16 protein-coding genes are annotated in these 19,650 nt (G+C 63.8%); 10 read left to right on the top strand and 6 right to left on the bottom strand.

The window, feature by feature from the left end; translation table 11 throughout:
• The first annotated feature begins 52 nt into the window (after positions 1 to 52).
• The 6 genes from atpG (at position 53) to AB6804_RS09675 (ending at position 6,346) form a co-directional block, all read left to right on the top strand.
• The gene (atpG, locus tag AB6804_RS09650; RefSeq protein ID WP_370886246.1) at positions 53 to 937 is read left to right on the top strand and encodes a F0F1 ATP synthase subunit gamma; all 885 of its coding nucleotides are present in this window, start codon (positions 53 to 55) and stop codon (positions 935 to 937) included.
• A gap of 41 nt (positions 938 to 978) precedes the next feature.
• Positions 979 to 2,373 carry a F0F1 ATP synthase subunit beta gene (gene atpD, locus AB6804_RS09655; protein WP_370886247.1) on the top strand — a complete coding sequence of 465 codons (1,395 nt, stop codon included), beginning with the start codon at positions 979 to 981 and terminating at the stop codon, positions 2,371 to 2,373.
• Positions 2,374 to 2,464: 91 nt separating this feature from the next.
• The gene (locus tag AB6804_RS09660) at positions 2,465 to 2,890 is read left to right on the top strand and encodes a F0F1 ATP synthase subunit epsilon (protein WP_370886248.1); all 426 of its coding nucleotides are present in this window, start codon (positions 2,465 to 2,467) and stop codon (positions 2,888 to 2,890) included.
• Between the two features lie 175 nt (positions 2,891 to 3,065).
• Positions 3,066 to 4,796 (top strand): AMP-binding protein, encoded by a 1,731-nt coding sequence (locus AB6804_RS09665; RefSeq protein ID WP_370886249.1) that lies wholly within the window; start codon positions 3,066 to 3,068, stop codon positions 4,794 to 4,796.
• A gap of 214 nt (positions 4,797 to 5,010) precedes the next feature.
• Positions 5,011 to 5,295: a hypothetical protein gene (locus AB6804_RS09670; protein WP_370886250.1), complete on the top strand. Its 285-nt coding sequence runs from the start codon at positions 5,011 to 5,013 to the stop codon at positions 5,293 to 5,295.
• Between the two features lie 103 nt (positions 5,296 to 5,398).
• Positions 5,399 to 6,346, top strand: a complete 948-nt coding sequence (locus tag AB6804_RS09675; RefSeq protein WP_370886251.1) for an alpha/beta hydrolase — start codon at positions 5,399 to 5,401, stop codon at positions 6,344 to 6,346.
• Positions 6,347 to 6,350: 4 nt separating this feature from the next.
• Here AB6804_RS09675 and AB6804_RS09680 read toward each other — a convergent pair whose 3' ends face one another.
• Entirely contained in the window at positions 6,351 to 7,181 is an 831-nt protein-coding gene (locus tag AB6804_RS09680) for a transporter substrate-binding domain-containing protein (protein ID WP_370886252.1), read from the bottom strand.
• Positions 7,182 to 7,361: 180 nt separating this feature from the next.
• Here AB6804_RS09680 and hemE point away from each other — a divergent pair, with 180 nt between their 5' ends.
• Both hemE and AB6804_RS09690 read left to right on the top strand, forming a co-directional pair.
• Positions 7,362 to 8,447 carry a uroporphyrinogen decarboxylase gene (gene hemE / locus AB6804_RS09685; protein ID WP_370886253.1) on the top strand — a complete coding sequence of 362 codons (1,086 nt, stop codon included), beginning with the start codon at positions 7,362 to 7,364 and terminating at the stop codon, positions 8,445 to 8,447.
• A 418-nt stretch (positions 8,448 to 8,865) separates the two neighbouring features.
• Entirely contained in the window at positions 8,866 to 11,100 is a 2,235-nt protein-coding gene (locus AB6804_RS09690; protein WP_370886254.1) for a primosomal protein N', read from the top strand.
• A 6-nt stretch (positions 11,101 to 11,106) separates the two neighbouring features.
• Here the strand turns inward: AB6804_RS09690 and AB6804_RS09695 are convergent, their stop codons facing one another.
• On the bottom strand, positions 11,107 to 11,265 hold the full coding sequence (locus AB6804_RS09695) for a hypothetical protein (RefSeq protein ID WP_160174715.1): 159 nt from the start codon (positions 11,263 to 11,265) through the stop codon (positions 11,107 to 11,109).
• A gap of 297 nt (positions 11,266 to 11,562) precedes the next feature.
• On the opposite strand from AB6804_RS09695, the gene putA reads away from it, so the two are divergent.
• The gene (gene putA / locus AB6804_RS09700; RefSeq protein ID WP_370886255.1) at positions 11,563 to 15,492 is read left to right on the top strand and encodes a trifunctional transcriptional regulator/proline dehydrogenase/L-glutamate gamma-semialdehyde dehydrogenase; all 3,930 of its coding nucleotides are present in this window, start codon (positions 11,563 to 11,565) and stop codon (positions 15,490 to 15,492) included.
• A gap of 97 nt (positions 15,493 to 15,589) precedes the next feature.
• Complete coding sequence (locus AB6804_RS09705; RefSeq protein ID WP_370886256.1) at positions 15,590 to 16,738, top strand: branched-chain amino acid ABC transporter substrate-binding protein; 1,149 nt, start codon at positions 15,590 to 15,592, stop codon at positions 16,736 to 16,738.
• 118 nt (positions 16,739 to 16,856) lie between these two features.
• Here the strand turns inward: AB6804_RS09705 and AB6804_RS09710 are convergent, their stop codons facing one another.
• The 4 genes from AB6804_RS09710 to AB6804_RS09725 form a co-directional block, all read right to left on the bottom strand.
• Complete coding sequence (locus AB6804_RS09710; protein ID WP_370886283.1) at positions 16,857 to 17,378, bottom strand: cytochrome b/b6 domain-containing protein; 522 nt, start codon at positions 17,376 to 17,378, stop codon at positions 16,857 to 16,859.
• A 20-nt stretch (positions 17,379 to 17,398) separates the two neighbouring features.
• Positions 17,399 to 17,662, bottom strand: coding sequence for a PepSY domain-containing protein (locus tag AB6804_RS09715; RefSeq protein WP_244793795.1), 264 nt, complete (start codon positions 17,660 to 17,662; stop codon positions 17,399 to 17,401).
• Between the two features lie 77 nt (positions 17,663 to 17,739).
• The gene (locus AB6804_RS09720; protein ID WP_370886257.1) at positions 17,740 to 19,431 is read right to left on the bottom strand and encodes a thiamine pyrophosphate-binding protein; all 1,692 of its coding nucleotides are present in this window, start codon (positions 19,429 to 19,431) and stop codon (positions 17,740 to 17,742) included.
• 49 nt (positions 19,432 to 19,480) lie between these two features.
• Positions 19,481 to 19,618: a hypothetical protein gene (locus tag AB6804_RS09725; RefSeq protein WP_160174716.1), complete on the bottom strand. Its 138-nt coding sequence runs from the start codon at positions 19,616 to 19,618 to the stop codon at positions 19,481 to 19,483.
• Positions 19,619 to 19,650 lie beyond the last annotated feature (32 nt).

Here is a 19,650-nt window from a genome sequence, read left to right on the forward strand (position 1 = left end):
GGAGCAACGCGCGGTGTGAAAGCGCCGCGCGGCTTCGATCAAGGAGTAAGCAATGGCTGGAATGAAGGAAATTCGCGGCAAGATCAAGAGCGTGCAAAACACGCGCAAGATCACGAAAGCGATGGAAATGGTCGCCGCATCGAAGATGCGCCGCGCCCAGGAGCGCATGCGTTCCGCCCGTCCGTATGCCGACAAGGTCCGCGCAATCGCCGCGCATATGAGCGCAGCGAATCCCGAGTATCGTCACCCGTTCATGGTGACGAACGAGGGCGCGAAAACGGCCGGCCTGATCCTCGTCACGACCGACAAGGGTCTGTGCGGCGGCATGAACACGAACATCCTGCGTGCGTCGCTGGCCAAGATCAAAGAGCTGGACCAGAGCGGCGTGTCCGTCGAGGCGTCGGCTATTGGCGGCAAGGGGCTCGGCTTTTTGAACCGGCTGCGCGCCAAGGTCGTGTCGCAAGTCACGCAACTGGGCGATACGCCGCATCTGGAAAAGCTGATCGGCGCGATCAAGGTGCAGCTCGACCTGTATTCGGAAGGCAAGATCAACGCGGTGTACCTGGCGTACACGCGCTTCGTCAACACGATGAAGCAGGAAGCGGTGATCGAGCAATTGCTGCCGCTGTCGGTTGAAGACCTCAACCAGAAGAGTGCGGACGGCGAGACGCCGAAGACGTCGTGGGATTACATCTACGAGCCGGACGCTCAGACCGTGGTGGACGACCTGCTCGTGCGCTACGTCGAAGCGCTCGTGTATCAGGCGGTCGCGGAAAACATGGCGTCGGAACAGTCGGCGCGCATGGTCGCGATGAAGGCCGCGTCCGACAACGCGAAGACCGTGATCAACGAACTGCAGCTCGTCTACAACAAGAGCCGCCAGGCCGCGATTACGAAAGAATTGTCGGAAATCGTCGGCGGCGCCGCTGCGGTCTGAGCTTGACCGCGTGAAAGAACACAGTATCTAAAGGAAATGCGATGAGTACTACTGCTTTGGTAGAAGGCAAGATCGTACAGTGCATCGGCGCCGTTATCGACGTGGAATTCCCGCGTGCGCACATGCCGAGAATCTACGACGCGCTCATTCTGGAAGGCACCGAGCTGACGCTCGAAGTCCAGCAGCAGCTGGGTGACGGCGTGGTTCGCACCATCTGTCTGGGTGCATCGGACGGCTTGCGCCGCGGCACGATGGTCAAGAACACCGGCAAGCCCATCAGCGTGCCGGTCGGCAAGCCGACGCTCGGCCGCATCATGGACGTGCTCGGCCGTCCGATCGACGAAGCAGGCCCGATCGACAGCGCGAATCTGCGCTCGATCCACCAGGCTGCGCCGTCGTTCGACGAACTGTCGCCGTCGACCGAACTGCTCGAAACGGGCATCAAGGTTATCGACCTGATCTGCCCGTTCGCAAAGGGCGGCAAGGTGGGTCTGTTTGGCGGTGCAGGCGTGGGCAAGACCGTGAACATGATGGAACTCATCAACAACATCGCGAAGGAACACGGCGGTTACTCCGTGTTCGCGGGTGTGGGTGAGCGTACCCGTGAAGGGAACGACTTCTATCACGAAATGAAGGACTCGAACGTTCTGGACAAGGTCGCGCTGGTGTACGGCCAGATGAACGAGCCGCCGGGCAACCGTCTGCGCGTCGCGCTGACCGGCCTGACGATGGCCGAGCACTTCCGTGACGAAGGCCTCGACGTGCTGTTCTTCGTCGACAACATCTACCGTTTCACGCTGGCGGGTACGGAAGTGTCCGCACTGCTCGGCCGTATGCCTTCGGCAGTGGGCTATCAGCCGACGCTGGCTGAAGAAATGGGCAAGCTGCAAGAGCGCATCACGTCGACCAAGACGGGCTCGATCACGTCGGTTCAGGCCGTGTACGTCCCTGCGGACGACTTGACCGACCCGTCGCCGGCTACGACCTTCGGCCACCTGGATGCAACCGTCGTGTTGTCGCGTGACATCGCATCGCTCGGTATCTACCCCGCTGTGGATCCGCTCGATTCGACCTCGCGTCAGATCGACCCGAACGTGATCGGCGAAGAGCACTATTCGATCACGCGCGGCGTTCAGCAGACGCTGCAGCGCTACAAGGAACTGCGCGACATTATCGCGATTCTGGGCATGGACGAACTGTCGCCGGAAGACAAGCTGTCGGTCGCGCGCGCTCGTAAGATCCAGCGTTTCCTGTCGCAGCCGTTCCACGTTGCTGAAGTGTTCACGGGCTCGCCGGGCAAGTACGTGCCGCTGAAGGAAACCATTCGCGGCTTCAAGATGATCGTCGAAGGCGAGTGCGATCATCTGCCGGAGCAGGCGTTCTACATGGTCGGCACGATCGACGAAGCCTTCGAAAAGGCCAAGAAGATCCAGTAAGGTCGGGTTCTTCGGGCGGACGCCAGCCGCGTTTTCAGACGCGTGCTGACGTCCACGGATGACACTGACCCTCGGCTTGGAGTCGACATAAATGGCAACCATCAAAGTAGACGTCGTTAGCGCGGAAGAGCAAATCTTCTCGGGCCAGGCGAAGTTCGTCGCGCTGCCGGGCGAATCGGGTGAGCTGGGCATTCTGCCGGGTCACACGCCGCTCATCACGCGTATTCGTCCGGGCGCGGTTCGCATCGAGGCGGAAGACGGCTCGGAAGAGTTCGTGTTCGTGGCGGGCGGGATTCTCGAAATTCAGCCGGGCATCGTGACGGTGCTCGCGGATACCGCTATTCGCGGCGCCGATCTCGACGAAGCGAAGGCCGAGCAAGCGAAAAAGCGCGCCGAGGAAGCGTTGCAGAACAACACTTCCGAGCTCGAATACGCCACCGCGCAAGCGGAACTGGCGTATGCGACAGCTCAGATCGCAGCAATTCAGCGTCTGCGCAAGGCGCACGCGAAGCACTAAGCAGTCACGCATCGCAAGCAGTCAGAGAAAGCAGCCTTCGGGCTGCTTTTTTTACGCGCGTCGTCAGCGCAGCATGGCCGGTCGCCATGCGGTGCGGGTAACACTGAATGCCGTCACGCGCGCCCGGCGGGCACAATGGCCTTCCAATCAGCCTTCATTCGGGCGGAGACCATCGATGGCAACTGAACCGACGCAGGCCGGCGCGCAGATCGAACCGCGTGACGGGCTTTCCTATGTCCGCGGCACAACCGATATCCCCTTGAGCGACGCGACCGTATCGCGCTTTCTTCTGGACACAGTCGAGCGTTTTCCGGACCGGCCGGCTGTCGTCTTCCGCGAGCAGGGCATCCGCTGGACGTGGCGTGAGTTCGCGCGCGAAGTCGACGTGCTCGCGAGCGGCCTGCTCGCGCTCGGACTAAAAGCGGGCGATCGCGTCGGCATCTGGTCGCCGAATCGCGTGGAGTGGCTGCTGACGCAATTTGCGACGGCGCGCATGGGCGCTGTCCTCGTCAATATCAATCCGGCTTATCGGCTGGCGGAGCTCGAGTACGCGCTGAACAAGGTCGGCTGCAAAGCGATCGTCGCGGCGGAGCAGTTCAAGTCGTCGAAATATCTGGAGATGCTTCAAACGCTCGCGCCGGAACTCGCCGACGCCGAGCCCAACGCGCTGCACGCGGCACGGTTGCCTGAATTGCGCGCCGTCATCCGCATGGGCGCCGCCGTCACGCCTGGCATGCTGAACTTCGAAGACGTGATGGCGAAAGGCCGTGCCGCTGTCGACACGGCGAACCTCGACGCGCTCGAAGCGAAGCTCGCTCCGGACGACGCGATCAACATCCAGTTTACGAGCGGCACGACCGGCAATCCGAAGGGCGCGACGCTGACGCATCGGAATATCGTCAACAACGCGCGATACATCGCGATGGCGATGCGGCTGACCGAGGAAGACTCCTTGTGCATTCCGGTGCCGCTGTATCACTGCTTCGGCATGGTGCTGGCGGTGCTGGCGTGCGTTTCGACCGGCGCGGCGATGATCTTCCCCGGCGAAGCGTTCGATCCGGCCGCGACGCTCGCCGCCGTCCACGAAGAACGCTGCACCGCGCTGCATGGCGTGCCGACGATGTTCATCGCGGAACTGGATCACCCGGACTTCGCGAAATACGATCTCAGTCGCCTGCGTACGGGCATCATGGCGGGTTCGCCGTGTCCGATCGAGACGATGAAGCGCGTCGTTTCAACGATGCATCTCGCCGAAATCACGATCGCGTATGGCATGACGGAGACCAGCCCCGTGTCTTTCCAGAGCTCGACCACCGATCCGCTCGACAAGCGCACGACGACCGTCGGGCGCATTCAGCCCCATCTGGAGGTGAAGATCGTCGATCCGCTCGGAGACATCGTGCCGGTCGGCGAGACCGGCGAGCTGTGCACGCGCGGCTATTCGGTGATGAAAGGCTATTGGGGCGATGACGAAAAGACGCGCGAAGCAATCATCGACGGCTGGATGCATACCGGCGACCTCGCGACCATCGACGCCGAAGGCTACTGCAACATCGTCGGCCGCCTGAAGGACATGGTCATACGCGGTGGCGAGAATGTGTATCCGCGCGAAATCGAGGAGTTTCTCTTCCGTCACCCGAAGATTCAGTCCGTGCAGGTCTTCGGCGTGCCGGACGAAAAGTATGGCGAGGAAGTGTGCGCGTGGGTCGTCGTGCGCCCCGGCGAACAGGCGAGCGAAGAGGATATCCGCGCATTTTGCCAAGGACAAATCGCCCATTACAAGATCCCGCGATATATCCGCTTCGTCGATGAACTGCCGATGACGGTCACCGGGAAAGCGCAGAAGTTCGTGATGCGGGCACGCATGATCGACGAACTCAAGCTGGCGGAGTCCAAGACCGCATAAGCGGTTCGGCCTAGAACGACGGAAAAGACAAAGGGAGCGCGCAGGCGCTCCCTTCTGTCATGGGACAAACGTCCGCGCGACAATCGCAAACGTTTGTTCAGGCGAAAAAAAAGCGGGCCTGGAGCCCGCTAAAAACCACACGCTACGGGGTTAGCGCGAGGAGACCAGCTGTGGGAGACTTCGATTTTTAAATCGAAGAACGATCCCAACACCGATGTCCCTGGAAGAGCGCCGACCTTCGCCGACCACCCAAACGCGCGGCATTTGCACTGCGCGTTCGAATCCATCCGTGTTGAAACCGTTTGAACAGATTGTGGGCGAATTGAATCTGGATCGGCGTAACAAAGTGTTTCAGGTTGTAACCCGCGCCGGACAAGGGGCCGATAAACAATCTCGCGCGAATGCGCCTTTTGTCTTGCAAATATTCTCGGTTATTCCGCCGATTTATTCTGTCGCCGCACTTACGCGTCAAAATACCGCTTTTCGGCCCACGCGCTAAATTGCAAATCCTCAGAAAAATAGCACGTGTGCACGGAAGAAATCGATTAGAAAAAGCCTACACACTCGTTCGATTCCCATAACCAATTCTATTGGAGACTCGCATGACCATTGACGCAGCTTTGCACCGCTATTACCACGATGTCGCCGAGGCGTTTCCGCCGCTCGCACCTGACGCCGGCGCACCCGCGATACGTGAGCGGTTCAAGGCCGTGGCGCAGGCGTACGCACGCGAACGTGACAACGCTGTGACCGTCGAGGACATTGACATTGTTTTACAAGAACGGACGCTTGCGGCGCGCATTTATAGGCCGCGTCCGACGAGTGGTCCGCTGCCGCTGCTCGTCTATTTTCATGGCGGAGGCTGGGTCGTCGGCGATATCGACACGCACGACGCGCTCGTCGGCCGCCTTGCCCGCGACGCACAGTGCGCGGTGGCGAGCGTCGATTACCGCCTCGCGCCCGAGCATCCGTTTCCCGCGCCTTGCGACGACGCGCTCGATGCGCTGATCTGGTTCGCGGAGCATCGCTCGCGGCTGGGCTTCGCGACGGATCGGCTGGGCGTCGGCGGCGACAGCGCGGGCGCGCACCTGGCGGTCGTCGCGGCGCGCGGCGCGAACGAGCGCGTGGCGGGTCTCGTCGGCCTGCAACTGCTGCTTTATCCGGTCATGCGGCGGCAATTCGAGAGTCCGAGTTGCATCGCGAATGCAAACGGCCCCGGACTCACGAACGACGAGATGAAGTGGTACTGGACGCAGTTCCTGTCGGGCGTCACGCCCGGCGATCACGACGTCCGCGCCTTTCCCCTTGCCGAGCCGTTCGAGCGCACGCCGGCGCGCGCGCTGATCGTCGCGGCCGCTTACGATCCGCTCTACGACGACGCTTTCGAGCTCAAACGCTTCCTCGAAACGAACGGCGGTCCCGTCGAAGTAATCGACGCCAGGGACATGACGCACGGATTTGGGCGCCTGCATACCCAGTCCGACGCGGCGCTCGGCTGGCTGCAGAAGATTGGCGAACGCGCAGGCGCGTTGCTGCGCGCCGAGCGGTGAAAGGCTACTTCAGCCACTTGTCGACGACAGCCTGAAACTCGCCCGTCGACCGCGTCAGATGCAGCCACTGATCGACGTACTGCTGCCACGCGACATCCCCGCGCGGCAGCAGATACGCCTTCTCGCCGAACTGAAACGGCTTGTCGGGATGCACCGAGCACAGGCCGGGATTGAGCTTCTGTTGCAGCAGCGTCTCGGAGGCATCGGTGACCATCACATCGGCGTGGCCGTCGAGGATCTGCTTGAAGATCGTCACGTTGTCCGGGTACTCGATCAACTGCGAGTGTGAAAAGAACTGCTTGGCGAAGCGCTCGTTCGTGCCGCCGGGATTGACGATCGTCCGCACGCCGGGCTGATCGATCGCCGCGACGGTCTGATACTTGTCGACGTCGGCGCAACGCACGATCGGCGTCTTCCCGTCTTCCATGTACGGCGCGGTGAAGAACGCGCGCTTCTGCCGGTCTAGCGTCGTCGACACGCCGCCGACGGCGATATCGCATTTCGCGATGAAATCGTTCATCAGGTTCGACCACGACGTCTTCACGTACTCGGCCTTCACGCCGAGCGACTTCGCGAGGCTGTCCGCGAGGTCGATGTCGATGCCTTCGAATTGCCCATCCGGCTTGAGGAACGAGTACGGCTTGTAATCGCCGGTCGTGCAGACGCGCAGCGTGTGGCGCGCGAGGACATCATCGAGTCGCGAGGCGACCGGTGCGGACGCGGGCGCGGCTTGCGCGACGCTGCCCGCCTGAACCGTCTGGGCGCACGCGACGCCCGATACGAAAACCGACCACGCGACTGCACCCGCGGCGAGACTGAAGGACGTGCGTTTCATCGATGCTCCTGATTGTTGTTGTGACGACGAGGCGGCCATCGATCATAGCGAGCACGCGGTCGTCTGAGAATCATCTCGAAAAGACGCCGATCCGCGCGGATTTGCCGCCGCGCTGCTGCGGAAACGGGCAGCCGGTCCGGTAGAATGGGCGATTCTCTTCTGGCTTCAGCACCGAGCGACGTGGCACAGACTCTTCTCAACGACACCTTCCTGCGTGCGCTGCTGCGCCAGCCGACCGACTACACGCCGATCTGGCTAATGCGCCAGGCTGGCCGCTACTTGCCCGAGTACAACGCGACGCGGGCGCGCGCCGGCAGTTTCCTCGGACTCGCGAAGAATCCTGATTTCGCCACCGAAGTGACGCTGCAACCGCTCGAACGCTTTCCGCTCGACGCCGCCATTTTGTTTTCCGACATCCTGACGGTCCCCGACGCGATGGGCCTCGGCTTGAACTTCGTGCAGGGCGAAGGCCCGCGCTTCGAGCGCACCGTGCGTACGGAAGACGACGTGAAGCGCCTCGCCGTGCCGGACATCGACGCCACGTTGCGCTACGTCACCGATGCCGTGAGCCAGATTCGCCGCGCGCTGACGGACGCGCAAGGCCGCCAGAAAGTGCCGCTGATCGGCTTCTCCGGCAGTCCGTGGACGCTCGCCTGCTATATGGTCGAAGGCGGCGGCTCGGACGATCATCGAACCGTGAAGTCCATGGCTTACGCCCGGCCCGACCTGATGCATCGCATTCTCGACGTGAACGCGCAAGCGGTGACCGCGTATCTGAACGCGCAGATCGAAGCGGGCGCGCAAGCGGTGATGATCTTCGACACGTGGGGCGGTGCGCTCGCCGATGGCGCTTACCAGCGCTTCTCGCTCGACTACATTACGAAGGTCGTCGCGGGGCTGAAGCGCGAGCACGACGGCGAACGCGTGCCGGTCATCACGTTCACGAAGGGCGGCGGGCTGTGGCTCGAAGAGATCGCCGCAACGGGCGTGGACGCGGTCGGCCTCGACTGGACGGTGAACCTCGGCGTCGCGCGCGAGCGTGTCGGCGGCCGCGTGGCGCTTCAGGGCAACATCGATCCGGCCGTGCTCTTCGCGCCGCCCGAGGCAATTCGCGCCGAAGCGCGCGGCGTGCTCGACAGTTTCGGGAATTTTCCGGGCCACGTTTTCAATCTCGGCCACGGCATTTCGCAGTTCACGCCGCCGGATCACGTCGCCGAGTTGGTCGACGAAGTCCACAAGCACAGCCGCGCGATGCGCGCCGCGTGATTCCCGACCGGGCGATGCTGCGGTGCAGCGTCATCCGTAACGCCCGCCCTTCGCGGCCTGCCGGGATGTCAAGATCGACTTATGCACATTTTGTTCGTTGCGTCGCGCCATCAGACATATGAGCCGGGGCCGTCCATAAATCGGCTCTATTCGCAAGGCAAGTGACTGTTTTAAAACAACTTTACTGAGCTTTGTCCGAAATGTGGGCAGACGCACATAAGCGATCCGTGACATTGATTCCGGCGAAGCACAGCCCACTTCTCAACAAAGTTATCCACAGGCCTGTGGAAAGCACTGCAAAACCAAAAAAAATCGCTTACTTACAGGCGTTTCTGACGTTCCACTTTAACTTCGTCCCGTCCGGGCTTAGGCGGCCGTGGGACGGCCTCGCGGCGGCTGCCGACGCGCACGGCACACGATGATCGACGTATTCGTGCGCGTCGCCGTCGACCAGCCGATGCCCGTGCTGTTCGACTATCGATACGCTCTACCGCACGAACCGGCTCCCGGCATGCTCGTGCTCGTGCCATTCGGAAGACGCGAGGTCGTCGGGCTGATCTGCGAAATCGCGTCTACCAGCGATGTACCGGCCAGCAAGCTGCGCAGCGTCAGCAGAATCTGCGTCGACTGCCCGCCACTCTCGACGCAATGGATCGCGCTGGCCGGCTTCGCGGCGGATTACTACCAGCGCGGCCTCGGCGAAGTCGCATTGCCCGCACTGCCGCAAGCCTTGCGCGATGCTTCGCGCTGGGAGCGGCTTCTGGCGGTGGAGCCGCGCTTCGTTCTGCTGCCGTCCGGCCGCGCCGAAATGCACGACGCGCTGCCTGCACGCGCAACGGCGCTTCGCCGCCTCGCCGACGCCGTGGCAACAGAAACGTCCCTCGGTTTATCGGATGCACGCGCGGTCCACCCGAAAGCCGCCGCGATCCTGGACGAGTGGCTCGAGCGTGGCTGGGTCGAACGTGCAGCGCCTGAAACGCCGCAGCCGCAAGCGTCCCCGATGGGCGCAGCGCCCTTGCCCCAACTCACCGATGAACAACGCGAAGCGGTCGAAGCGATCGCTGCCGCGCAAGGCTTCGCGCCGTTCCTGCTGCACGGCGTAACGGGCAGCGGCAAGACGGAAGTCTATTTGCACGCGCTCGCCGAACTGCTCGCCGCGCGGCCGGACGCGCAAGCGCTCGTCCTCGTGCCGGAAATCAACCTGACGCCGCAGTTCGAAGCCGCCTTCCGCTCGCGCTTCGCCGCGCTTGCCGAAGGTTCCATCGTGACGATGCACAGCGGCCTGGCCGAAGGCGAGCGCGCGCGGAACTGGCTAGCGGCGCATACGGGCAGCGCGCGCATCGTGCTCGGCACGCGGCTCGCGATTCTCGCGTCGGCGCCGCAACTCGCGATGATCGTCGTCGATGAAGAACACGACCCCGCGTACAAGCAGCAAGAGGGGCTGCGCTATTCGGCGCGCGATCTGGCGGTCTATCGCGCGAAGCAACTGGATATTCCGGTGGTGCTCGGCTCCGCGACGCCATCGCTCGAAACCTGGTGGCAGGCCGAGCAGGGCCGCTACACGCGCCTGACGCTCACGCGCCGCGCCGTCGCGGAGGCCGTGCTGCCGGCGGTGCGGCTCGTCGATCTCGAAGAGGAACACCGGCGCGGGCGCGCTTCCGTCGATGGACTGTCGGGGCCGCTCATCAGCGCATTGCAATCGCGGCTCGAGCGCGGCGAGCAAAGCCTCGTCTTCCTGAATCGTCGCGGCTATGCGCCGATCCTGTCTTGCGAAGCGTGCGGCTGGGTTGCGGGCTGTCCGCGCTGCAGCGCGTATGCCGTGCTTCACAAGCCCGAGCGCGCGCTGCGTTGCCACCATTGCGGCTGGGAATCGCGCATTCCGAAGTCGTGTCCGGAATGCGGCAACGTCGATATCGCGCCAATGGGACGCGGCACGCAGCGCGTCGAGGAAACGCTCGCGAGCGTGGTGCCGGGCGCGCGGGTGTTGCGTATCGACGCCGACAGTACGCGCCGCAAAGGCAGCGCGCAGGCGCTTTTCTCCGATGTCCACGCCGGCGAAGTCGATATTCTCGTCGGCACGCAGATGATCGCGAAGGGCCACGACTTCCGCCGCGTGACGCTGGTCGGGGTGCTGAACGCGGACACCGCGCTGTTTTCCCACGACTTCCGCGCAAGCGAGCGGCTTTTCGCGCAGCTCACGCAGGTCAGCGGACGCGCGGGCCGCGCCGGTCTGCCGGGCGAAGTGCTGATTCAGACGCGCTATCCACGCCACGCGCTGTATCTGGCCTTATCCCGGCAAGACTATGTCGGCTTTGCGAACGCGACGCTCGCGGAGCGGCGCGACGCCCGCCTGCCGCCGTTCGTCTATCAGGCGATGCTGCGCGCCGAAGGCCGCACGCTCGAGGCGGCCATCGCTTTTCTCGAAGATGCCGCCGCGGCATTCGCACCGTTGCCGGGCGCGGATCGCGTGACGGTCTACGATCCGGTGCCGCTCACGATCGTGAAGGTGTTCAACGTGCATCGCGCCCAGTTGCTGCTGGAAAGCGGATCGCGGGGCGCGCTGCAGTCCGCGTTGCGCGCGTGGCAACCCATCCTGCGCACGCTCAAAGGCGTGTTGCGCTGGAACGTCGAAGTCGATCCGCTCGACGTCTGAGCGCGATCACACTCCGTTCACGCGCGACCGGTCGTTCGGCGCGGGCGCCACCTCATCGCGCGATTCATCGACCGCATCCGTGCGCGGCGATGCACCGCGAATGAACAACACGACGCAGGCCGCGAAAACGATCCAGACGCCGACAATCCACATCCAAGTGCTCATGCTGCTCTTCTCCCCGTAGCCTCAAGCCGCGCCGGCGGCGGGCCTCGGTCGTTATATCGGCTGCGGAGATGCATTTACTTAGGGCTTTATCCCAAAAAACTTGAGTTAGGGAAAGTACTAGGCAGATTCCGCCTTCCGCCAGCGGCGCGTTTCACCGCGCAAAACCTTGCCGGTAAAGAGCTCGACGGTGGTGCAACCCCGCCTAAAACGCCGGTTGCACCTTTTAAATCAGCGGGGTACGATTCGCCAACTTTTTAGTCTTTCGCCGGGTAGGCCCGACCGGCAAACGAAGGAAATATGGCGAGCACAACCCTTGGCGTGAAAGTCGACGATTTGCTGCGGTCCCGGCTGAAAGACGCCGCGACCCGACTGGAACGCACCCCGCACTGGCTCATCAAGCAGGCGATCTTCGCCTATCTCGAACGTATCGAGCACGGCCAGCTTCCGCCGGAATTGTCGGGCGCGAACGGCGCATCCGATATGACCGACGCAGCCACCGTCGACACCGATGAAGACGGCGCGCCGCATCCGTTCCTCGACTTCGCGCAAAACGTGCAGCCGCAATCGGTGCTGCGCGCGGCGATCACGGCGGCGTATCGGCGGCCGGAGCCGGAGTGCGTGCCGTTCCTGATCGGTCAGGCGCGTTTGCCCGCCAACGTCGCGGCAGAAACCGAAAAGCTCGCGACGAAGCTCGTCGAGGCGCTGCGTGCGAAGAGCACGGGCGGCGGCGTCGAAGGGCTGATCCACGAGTTCTCGCTGTCGAGTCAGGAAGGCGTGGCGCTGATGTGCCTCGCCGAAGCGCTGCTGCGCATTCCCGATCGCGCGACCCGCGACGCGCTCATCCGCGACAAGATTAGCAAGGGCGACTGGCGTTCGCACATGGGCCAGGCGCCGTCGTTGTTCGTGAACGCGGCGACGTGGGGCCTGATGATCACCGGCAAGCTCGTCACGACGAACAGCGAAGCGGGCCTGTCGTCGGCGCTGACGCGCATGATCGGCAAGGGCGGCGAGCCGCTGATCCGCAAGGGCGTCGACATGGCGATGCGCCTGATGGGCGAGCAGTTCGTCACCGGCGAGACCATCTCCGAAGCGCTCGCGAACAGCCGCAAATTCGAAGCACGCGGTTTCCGCTACTCGTACGACATGCTCGGCGAAGCCGCGACGACCGAGGAAGACGCACAGCGCTACTACGCCTCCTACGAGCAGGCGATTCACGCCATCGGCAAGGCGGCGGGCGGGCGCGGCATCTACGAAGGCCCCGGCATCTCGATCAAGCTCTCCGCGCTGCACCCGCGTTACTCGCGTTCGCAGCAGGAACGCACGATGACCGAATTGCTGCCGCGCGTGCGCGCACTGGCGCAACTCGCGCGCCGCTATGACATCGGGCTGAACATCGACGCTGAAGAGGCGGATCGTCTCGAACTGTCTCTGGATCTGCTCGAAGCCCTGTGCTTCGACCCCGAACTCGCGGGCTGGAACGGCATCGGCTTCGTGGTGCAGGGTTATCAGAAGCGCTGCCCGTTCGTGATCGACTATCTGATCGATCTCGCGCGCCGCAGCCGTCATCGTTTGATGATTCGTCTCGTGAAGGGCGCGTACTGGGATACCGAAATCAAGCGCGCACAAGTGGACGGCCTCGAAGGCTATCCGGTCTATACGCGCAAGATCTACACCGACATTTCGTATCTCGCGTGCGCGAAGAAGCTCCTCGCCGCGCCCGACGCGGTGTATCCGCAATTCGCGACGCACAACGCGTACACGCTGTCAGCCATCTATCACCTGGCGGGCCAGAACTACTATCCGGGCCAGTACGAGTTCCAGTGCCTGCACGGCATGGGCGAGCCGCTCTACGAAGAAGTCGCAGGCCGCGACAAGCTGAACCGTCCGTGCCGCGTGTACGCGCCGGTCGGCACGCACGAAACGCTGCTCGCTTATCTCGTGCGGCGGCTGCTCGAGAATGGCGCGAACACGTCGTTCGTGAACCGGATTGCGGATGAATCGATTCCGGTGAAGGATCTCGTGCAGGACCCGATCGACGAAGCGCAGAGGATCGTGCCGCTCGGCGCGCCGCACGCGAAGATTCCGCTGCCGCGTCACCTTTACGGCAACGAGCGCCTCAACTCGATGGGTCTCGATCTGTCGAATGAGCATCGGCTGGCGTCGCTGTCGTCGGCGCTGCTGGCGAGCGGCAATCATCCGTGGCAGGCCGCGCCGATGCTCGAAGGCGGTTCGCCCGCCAACGGCGTCGCCCGCGATATCCGCAATCCGTCCGATCATCGCGATGTGGTCGGGACCGTGATCGAAGCGTCGCCGGAACAGGTGAGCGCCGCGCTCGCGAACGCGGTGGCCGCCGCGCCGATCTGGCAGGCGACGCCCGTCGAAGACCGCGCCGACTGCCTTTCGCGCGCCGCCGATCTGCTCGAAGCGCAGATGCACACGCTGATGGGCCTCATCATCCGCGAGGCCGGGAAGTCGCTGCCGAACGCGATTGCTGAAATTCGCGAAGCCGTCGATTTCCTGCGCTACTACGCTTCGCAAATTCGCGCGGAGTTCTCGAACGACACGCATCGTCCGCTCGGCCCGGTGGTCTGCATCAGCCCGTGGAACTTCCCGCTCGCGATCTTCATGGGTCAAGTGGCGGCGGCGCTCGCGGCGGGCAATCCGGTCCTCGCGAAGCCGGCGGAACAGACGCCGCTGATCGCCGCGCAAGCCGTGCGTCTTCTGCGCGAGGCCGGCGTGCCGGCGGGCGCGGTGCAACTGCTGCCGGGCGACGGCGAAACCGTCGGCGCGGCGCTCGTCTCGGATGCCCGTACGCGCGCCGTCATGTTCACCGGCTCGACCGAAGTGGCGCGCCTCATCAACAAGACGCTGTCGGAGCGGCTCGATCCGGAAGGCCGTCCGATTCCACTGATCGCCGAAACGGGCGGCCAGAACGCGATGATCGTCGATTCGTCGGCGCTCGCGGAACAGGTCGTCGCGGACGTGATGCAGTCATCGTTCGATTCCGCCGGTCAACGCTGCTCCGCGCTGCGCGTGCTCTGCCTGCAGGACGATGTCGCCGATCGCACGCTCGAAATGCTGACCGGCGCGATGAAGCAGCTCGCGGTGGGCAATCCGGACCGGCTGTCGGTGGATGTCGGCCCGGTCATCGATGCCGACGCGAAGCGCAGCATCGACGCGCACATCGCCTCGATGCGCGAGAAGGGCCGCAAGGTCGTGCAACTGCCGCTGCCGGAAGGCTGTGCGCAAGGCACCTTCGTGCCGCCGACGCTGATTGAACTGGAAAGCATCGACGAACTGAAGCGCGAAGTCTTCGGACCGGTGCTGCATGTCGTGCGTTATCGCCGCGCGTCTCTTGATAAACTGCTCGACCAAATTCGTACGACGGGTTACGGACTGACGCTCGGCATCCATACGCGCATCGACGAAACCATCGCGCATGTGATCTCGCGGGCGCACGTGGGCAACATCTACGTGAACCGCAACGTGATCGGCGCGGTCGTCGGCGTGCAGCCGTTCGGCGGCGAAGGCTTGTCGGGCACGGGTCCGAAAGCGGGCGGCGCACTGTATCTGCAGCGCCTGCTGGCGAAGCGTCCGACTGGCCTGCCGAAGTCGCTGGCGAGCACGCTCGTCGTCGATCAAGTGGCTTCCGCCGACACACCTGCCGCCGCCCTGACCGCATTGCGCGACTGGGCCATCGGCGAGCGCGATCCGCAGACCGCCGCGCGTTGCGACGGCTATCTGCAGCACGTGCTGGCGGGCGCCACGGCGGTGCTGGCCGGCCCGACGGGCGAGCGCAACACGTACACGTTGAGCGCGCGCGGCACGGTGCTGTGCGTGGCGTCGACGGACAGCGGCGCACGCGCGCAGCTGGCTGCCGTGCTGGCGACGGGCAACAAGGCGCTCTTCGCGGGGCCGGCGGGCGAGCAGCTGGTGGCGTCGCTGCCGGCGTCGCTGAAGGGCCATGCAGCAGTGAGGAAAGATCCCGCAGCCGGCTTCGATGCCGTGCTGTTCGAGGGCGACAGCGATGAACTGCTGTCGCTCGTGAAGGAAATCGCCAAGCGTCCGGGGCCGATCGTATCGGTGCAGGGCGTGGCGGCGGGCACCTTTGCCGACGCGGGCCACGACGGCGAAGACTACGCGCTCGAACGTCTGCTGACGGAACGCTCGGTGAGCGTGAACACAGCGGCGGCGGGCGGCAATGCGAATTTGATGACGATCGGTTGAGACTTTCGCGGCGCTCGATTCAACAAATTCAAACAAACGGCAGCCAGCACGGCGATCCCGGCAGAAGCTGCCATCCACACTGGTACTAGGAGAAGCTATGAAGTACACGATGAACAAGCTGGCAGCAGCCCTGACGCTCGCTGGCCTGTCGCTGGCGGGGACGGCAGTTGCACAGCAAGTCGAAGACGTGAAGGTCGGTTTCGCGGGTCCGATGACCGGCGCGCAAGCGCACTACGGCAAGGACTTCGAGAACGGCATCACGCTGGCCGTCGAAGACTTCAACGCGACGAAGCCGGTGATCGGCGGCAAGCCGGTTCGCATCGTGCTGGATTCGGCGGACGATCAGGCCGACCCGCGCACGGGCACGACCGTCGCGCAGAAGCTGGTCGATGACGGCATCAAGGGCATGCTCGGTCACTTCAACTCGGGCACGACCATTCCGGCTTCGCGCATCTACGCGAACGCGGGCATTCCGCAAATCGCGATGGCCACCGCGCCGGAATACACGACGCAGGGCTTCAAGACCACGTTCCGCATGATGACGTCGGACACGCAGCAAGGTTCGGTCGCGGGCGAGTTCGCGGTGAAGAACCTGAAGGTCAAGAAGATCGCCATCGTCGATGACCGCACGGCCTACGGCCAGGGTCTTGCCGACCAGTTCGAGAAGGCGGCGAAGTCGGCGGGCGGCGCGATCGTCGATCGCGAGTTCACGAACGACAAGGCTGTCGACTTCAAGGCGATTCTGACGAAGATCAAGGCGACGAACCCGGACCTCGTCTACTACGGCGGCGCCGATTCGCAAGCCGGCCCGATGGCCAAGCAGATGAAGACGCTGGGCTTCCGCGCTCCGCTGATGGCCGGCGAAATGGTCAAGACCGACACGTTCCTGAAGATCGCGGGTGACGCGGCCGACGGCACGGTGGCATCGCTGGCTGGCCTGCCGATGAACGAAATGCCGGGCGGCGCGGCATACGAAGCGAAGTACAAGAAGCGCTTCAACGAAGAAGTGCAGACGTACTCGCCGTACGCGTATGACGGCGCGATGGCCATGTTCACCGCAATGAAGGCGGCCAACTCGACGGACCCGGCGAAGTACCTGCCGATGCTCGCGAAGACCGACATGCAAGGCGTGACGGCGAAGCATCTGTCGTATGACGCCAAGGGCGATCTGAAGAACGGCGGCATCACGCTGTACAAGGTCGTCGGCGGCAAGTGGACGACGCTGCAGAGCGTGGGCGGCAAGTAAGGCTTAGGCTTTCGCCTTGAGTGTTGGAACGGCCCGGTTCGCGCAAGCGGCCGGGCCGTTTTGCATGGAGGTGGTCGTTTGAATCTCGCGGGCAAATGCTGACCGCGCCGCCAAACGGCTATTCCAACGGCTTGTTGACCCGCTTATACCCCGTCACCATCGCGCGAATGAGTTCCTCACGCGTCCAGACGGTCATCAGCACGGCCGCCGCGATATGCACGCAAGCGAAGATCTCGATGACGAGGGAGAGCCACGTATGAATCTGCTGGGGCCAGTCTTCGCCCCAGAAGGCATCGAGCCGCATGAGCCATCCCGACACGCCGAGCGCGAGGACCACAAGCCACAGAAAGAGCGCCATCAAGCCGCCGAGCGGATTGTGCGATTGATGATGCAGCGGCCGGCCCGCCGCAAGGGAGCGGAAATATTCGCGAAGACGCGCCGGTGTCGGCCACCACGCCGAGAAGCGCGCATTCGCCGAGCCGATGAACCCCCACACGATGCGCGCGACCACGAGTCCCGCCGCGATGTACCCCAGCAGCCGATGCGTGGAATCCGTCGGCCCGAAAAGATTCCACACGACGATGCCCGCGACCGCCCAGTGCGTCAGCCGCACCCAGATGTCCCAGACCTTTACGCGCATCGACATGACAAACAGCGTGCTCAGTCGACTTCGGACTTCACGACATCCAGCGTTTTGGTGTCGTAGTAAATCTCGACTTTCTTGCCGTCCTTGTCGCGACCGTAAATTTCGTAGCAGTTGCCATCGACCTTGAACTTGCGGATCTTGTAGCCCTGCGACTCGATCTTGGCCTTCGCATCCGATTCCTTCATCCACTCGCCTTTCGGATGCGCCGTGCAGTCCGCTTTCGCGAACGCCGCACCGGAGAAGCCCAGCGCCAATGCAACCGCAAGAATCTTGAGCATCGCTAACCCCCAGTAATTTCGAGCGGATTACTCTACTGCCACCGGGGGTTAAGAGCAAGCAAATCGAAAGCTCGCGGTCAACGCTTGCCTTGCTGACGAACCTGCTCCAGCGTCGCCGCCGGCGTGCTCTGATCCTGTGGAATGCGAATCTCGATGACCGCGGGCAGCCCGGATTCCACGGCGCGATCGAACGCGGGCATGAACTGGTCGGTCGTCTCGACCCGTTCGCCGTGCGCCCCGAACGCGCGCGCATACGCGACGAAATCCGGATTGGTCAGCCCCGTCCCATGCACGCGATGCGGGTAGTGCCGCTCCTGATGCATGCGGATCGTGCCGTATTGAGCGTTGTTCACGACGACGAAAATCACTGCCAGCCGATACTGCATCGCCGTGGCGATTTCGTGGCTCGCCATCATGAAGCAGCCGTCGCCGGCGAAGGCGATCACCGTGCGATCCGGATACAGCGACTTCGCGGCGATGGCGGCGGGCACGCCGTAGCCCATCGCGCCGCTCGTCGGTGCGACCTGCGAGCGGAAGTGCCGATACGAATAGTGCCGATGCAGCCACGTTGCGTAATTCCCCGCGCCGTTCGTGAGAATGGCGTCGGCGGGCAGCCGTTCGGCGAGCGCGCGCATGATCTCGCCGAGCTGGACATCGCCCATCATCGGCCTGGGCTTGCGCCATTCGAGGTACGCGGCGTGCGCGGCCTCGGCGGCTCCCGTCCACGCGATCGCAGCGGGCGGTTCGAGCGCCGCGAGCATCGAAGCGATTTCCGGCATGCCCGACACGATCGGCAAATCCGCGCTATAGACGCGTCCCAATTCTTCCGCGCCCTGATGCACGTGGATGAGCGTCTGCTTCGTCTTCGGGATATCGAGCAGCGTGTAGCCGCCCGTCGTCGATTCGCCCATGCGCGGGCCGAGCACGAAGAGGACATCGGCGTCGCGCACGCGGGCAGCGAGCGCCGGATTGATGCCGAGGCCGACATCGCCCGCATAGTTCGGATGCTCGTTGTTCAGCGTGTCCTGAAAGCGGAAGGCGCAGCCGGCCGGCAACTGCCATCGCTCGATGAAACGCGCGAAGTCCTGCGTGGCGGCTTCCGTCCAGCCGCTGCCGCCCGCGATCACGAACGGCTTCTTCGCATGGGCGAGCAGGTCGCGCAGCCGTTCCATCTGCGCCGGCGCGGGCGATGCGGCCACCCGCTGATAACGCGGCGCGGCGGGCGCGGCATCGCAGGCTTCGGTCAGCATGTCCTCGGGCAGCGCGAGCACGACCGGCCCCGGACGCCCCGCCGTCGCGACGTGGAACGCATGACTCATGTATTCAGGCACGCGGCGCGGATCGTCGATCTGCGCGACCCACTTCGCCATCTGCCCGAACATGCGCCGATAGTCGATCTCCTGAAACGCCTCGCGATCCATGTGGTCGCGCGCGCATTGGCCGATGAGCAGGATCATCGGCGTCGAATCCTGATACGCGGTGTGCACGCCGATGGATGCGTGCGTCGCGCCCGGCCCGCGCGTGACGATCGCGACGCCGGGCCGGCCGGTCAGCTTGCCGACCGCTTCGGCCATGTTCGCCGCGCCCGCCTCGTGGCGGCACACGATGGTCTGAATCTGTTCAGTTTCGTCGTGCAGCGAATCGAGCACGGCGAGAAAGCTCTCGCCGGGCACGCAGAACACGCGCTCGACGCCGTGTTGCACGAGCGCATCGACGACGAGACGCGCGCCGGTGGTTTGAGTGGAAGCGGGGGAAACATCGGACGCCATGCGTAAAAGTCTCCTGTCGGTTCTGGTTGGCGGAAAAGCGCCCTATAGCTTACGCCGTGGTCGGCACGGCGAGCCGAATCTTTACCGCGATCTGCTCCATCAGCCGAAATACCCCTTTTTCACACCCCTTATCCAGCGATAGACGCAGGCGCTTCTTCGCAATAATGGCTTCACTGAAAGCGGACACGTCGAAACATCCGGCGACGCCCGCCTCGCAAA

Source organism: Caballeronia sp. RCC_10 (assembly GCF_041360715.1).
Taxonomy (GTDB): Bacteria; Pseudomonadota; Gammaproteobacteria; order Burkholderiales; family Burkholderiaceae; genus Caballeronia; species Caballeronia grimmiae.

Coding starts and splice junctions, on each gene's coding strand:
- atpG (WP_370886246.1), top strand. CDS start 53: ATGGCTGGAATGAAGGAAATTCGCGGCAAGATCAAGAGCGTGCAAAAC.
- atpD (WP_370886247.1), top strand. CDS start 979: ATGAGTACTACTGCTTTGGTAGAAGGCAAGATCGTACAGTGCATCGGC.
- AB6804_RS09660 (WP_370886248.1), top strand. CDS start 2,465: ATGGCAACCATCAAAGTAGACGTCGTTAGCGCGGAAGAGCAAATCTTC.
- AB6804_RS09665 (WP_370886249.1), top strand. CDS start 3,066: ATGGCAACTGAACCGACGCAGGCCGGCGCGCAGATCGAACCGCGTGAC.
- AB6804_RS09670 (WP_370886250.1), top strand. CDS start 5,011: ATGTCCCTGGAAGAGCGCCGACCTTCGCCGACCACCCAAACGCGCGGC.
- AB6804_RS09675 (WP_370886251.1), top strand. CDS start 5,399: ATGACCATTGACGCAGCTTTGCACCGCTATTACCACGATGTCGCCGAG.
- AB6804_RS09680 (WP_370886252.1), bottom strand. CDS start 7,181: ATGAAACGCACGTCCTTCAGTCTCGCCGCGGGTGCAGTCGCGTGGTCG.
- AB6804_RS09690 (WP_370886254.1), top strand. CDS start 8,866: ATGATCGACGTATTCGTGCGCGTCGCCGTCGACCAGCCGATGCCCGTG.
- AB6804_RS09695 (WP_160174715.1), bottom strand. CDS start 11,265: ATGAGCACTTGGATGTGGATTGTCGGCGTCTGGATCGTTTTCGCGGCC.
- putA (WP_370886255.1), top strand. CDS start 11,563: ATGGCGAGCACAACCCTTGGCGTGAAAGTCGACGATTTGCTGCGGTCC.
- AB6804_RS09705 (WP_370886256.1), top strand. CDS start 15,590: ATGAAGTACACGATGAACAAGCTGGCAGCAGCCCTGACGCTCGCTGGC.
- AB6804_RS09710 (WP_370886283.1), bottom strand. CDS start 17,378: ATGCGCGTAAAGGTCTGGGACATCTGGGTGCGGCTGACGCACTGGGCG.
- AB6804_RS09715 (WP_244793795.1), bottom strand. CDS start 17,662: ATGCTCAAGATTCTTGCGGTTGCATTGGCGCTGGGCTTCTCCGGTGCG.
- AB6804_RS09720 (WP_370886257.1), bottom strand. CDS start 19,431: ATGGCGTCCGATGTTTCCCCCGCTTCCACTCAAACCACCGGCGCGCGT.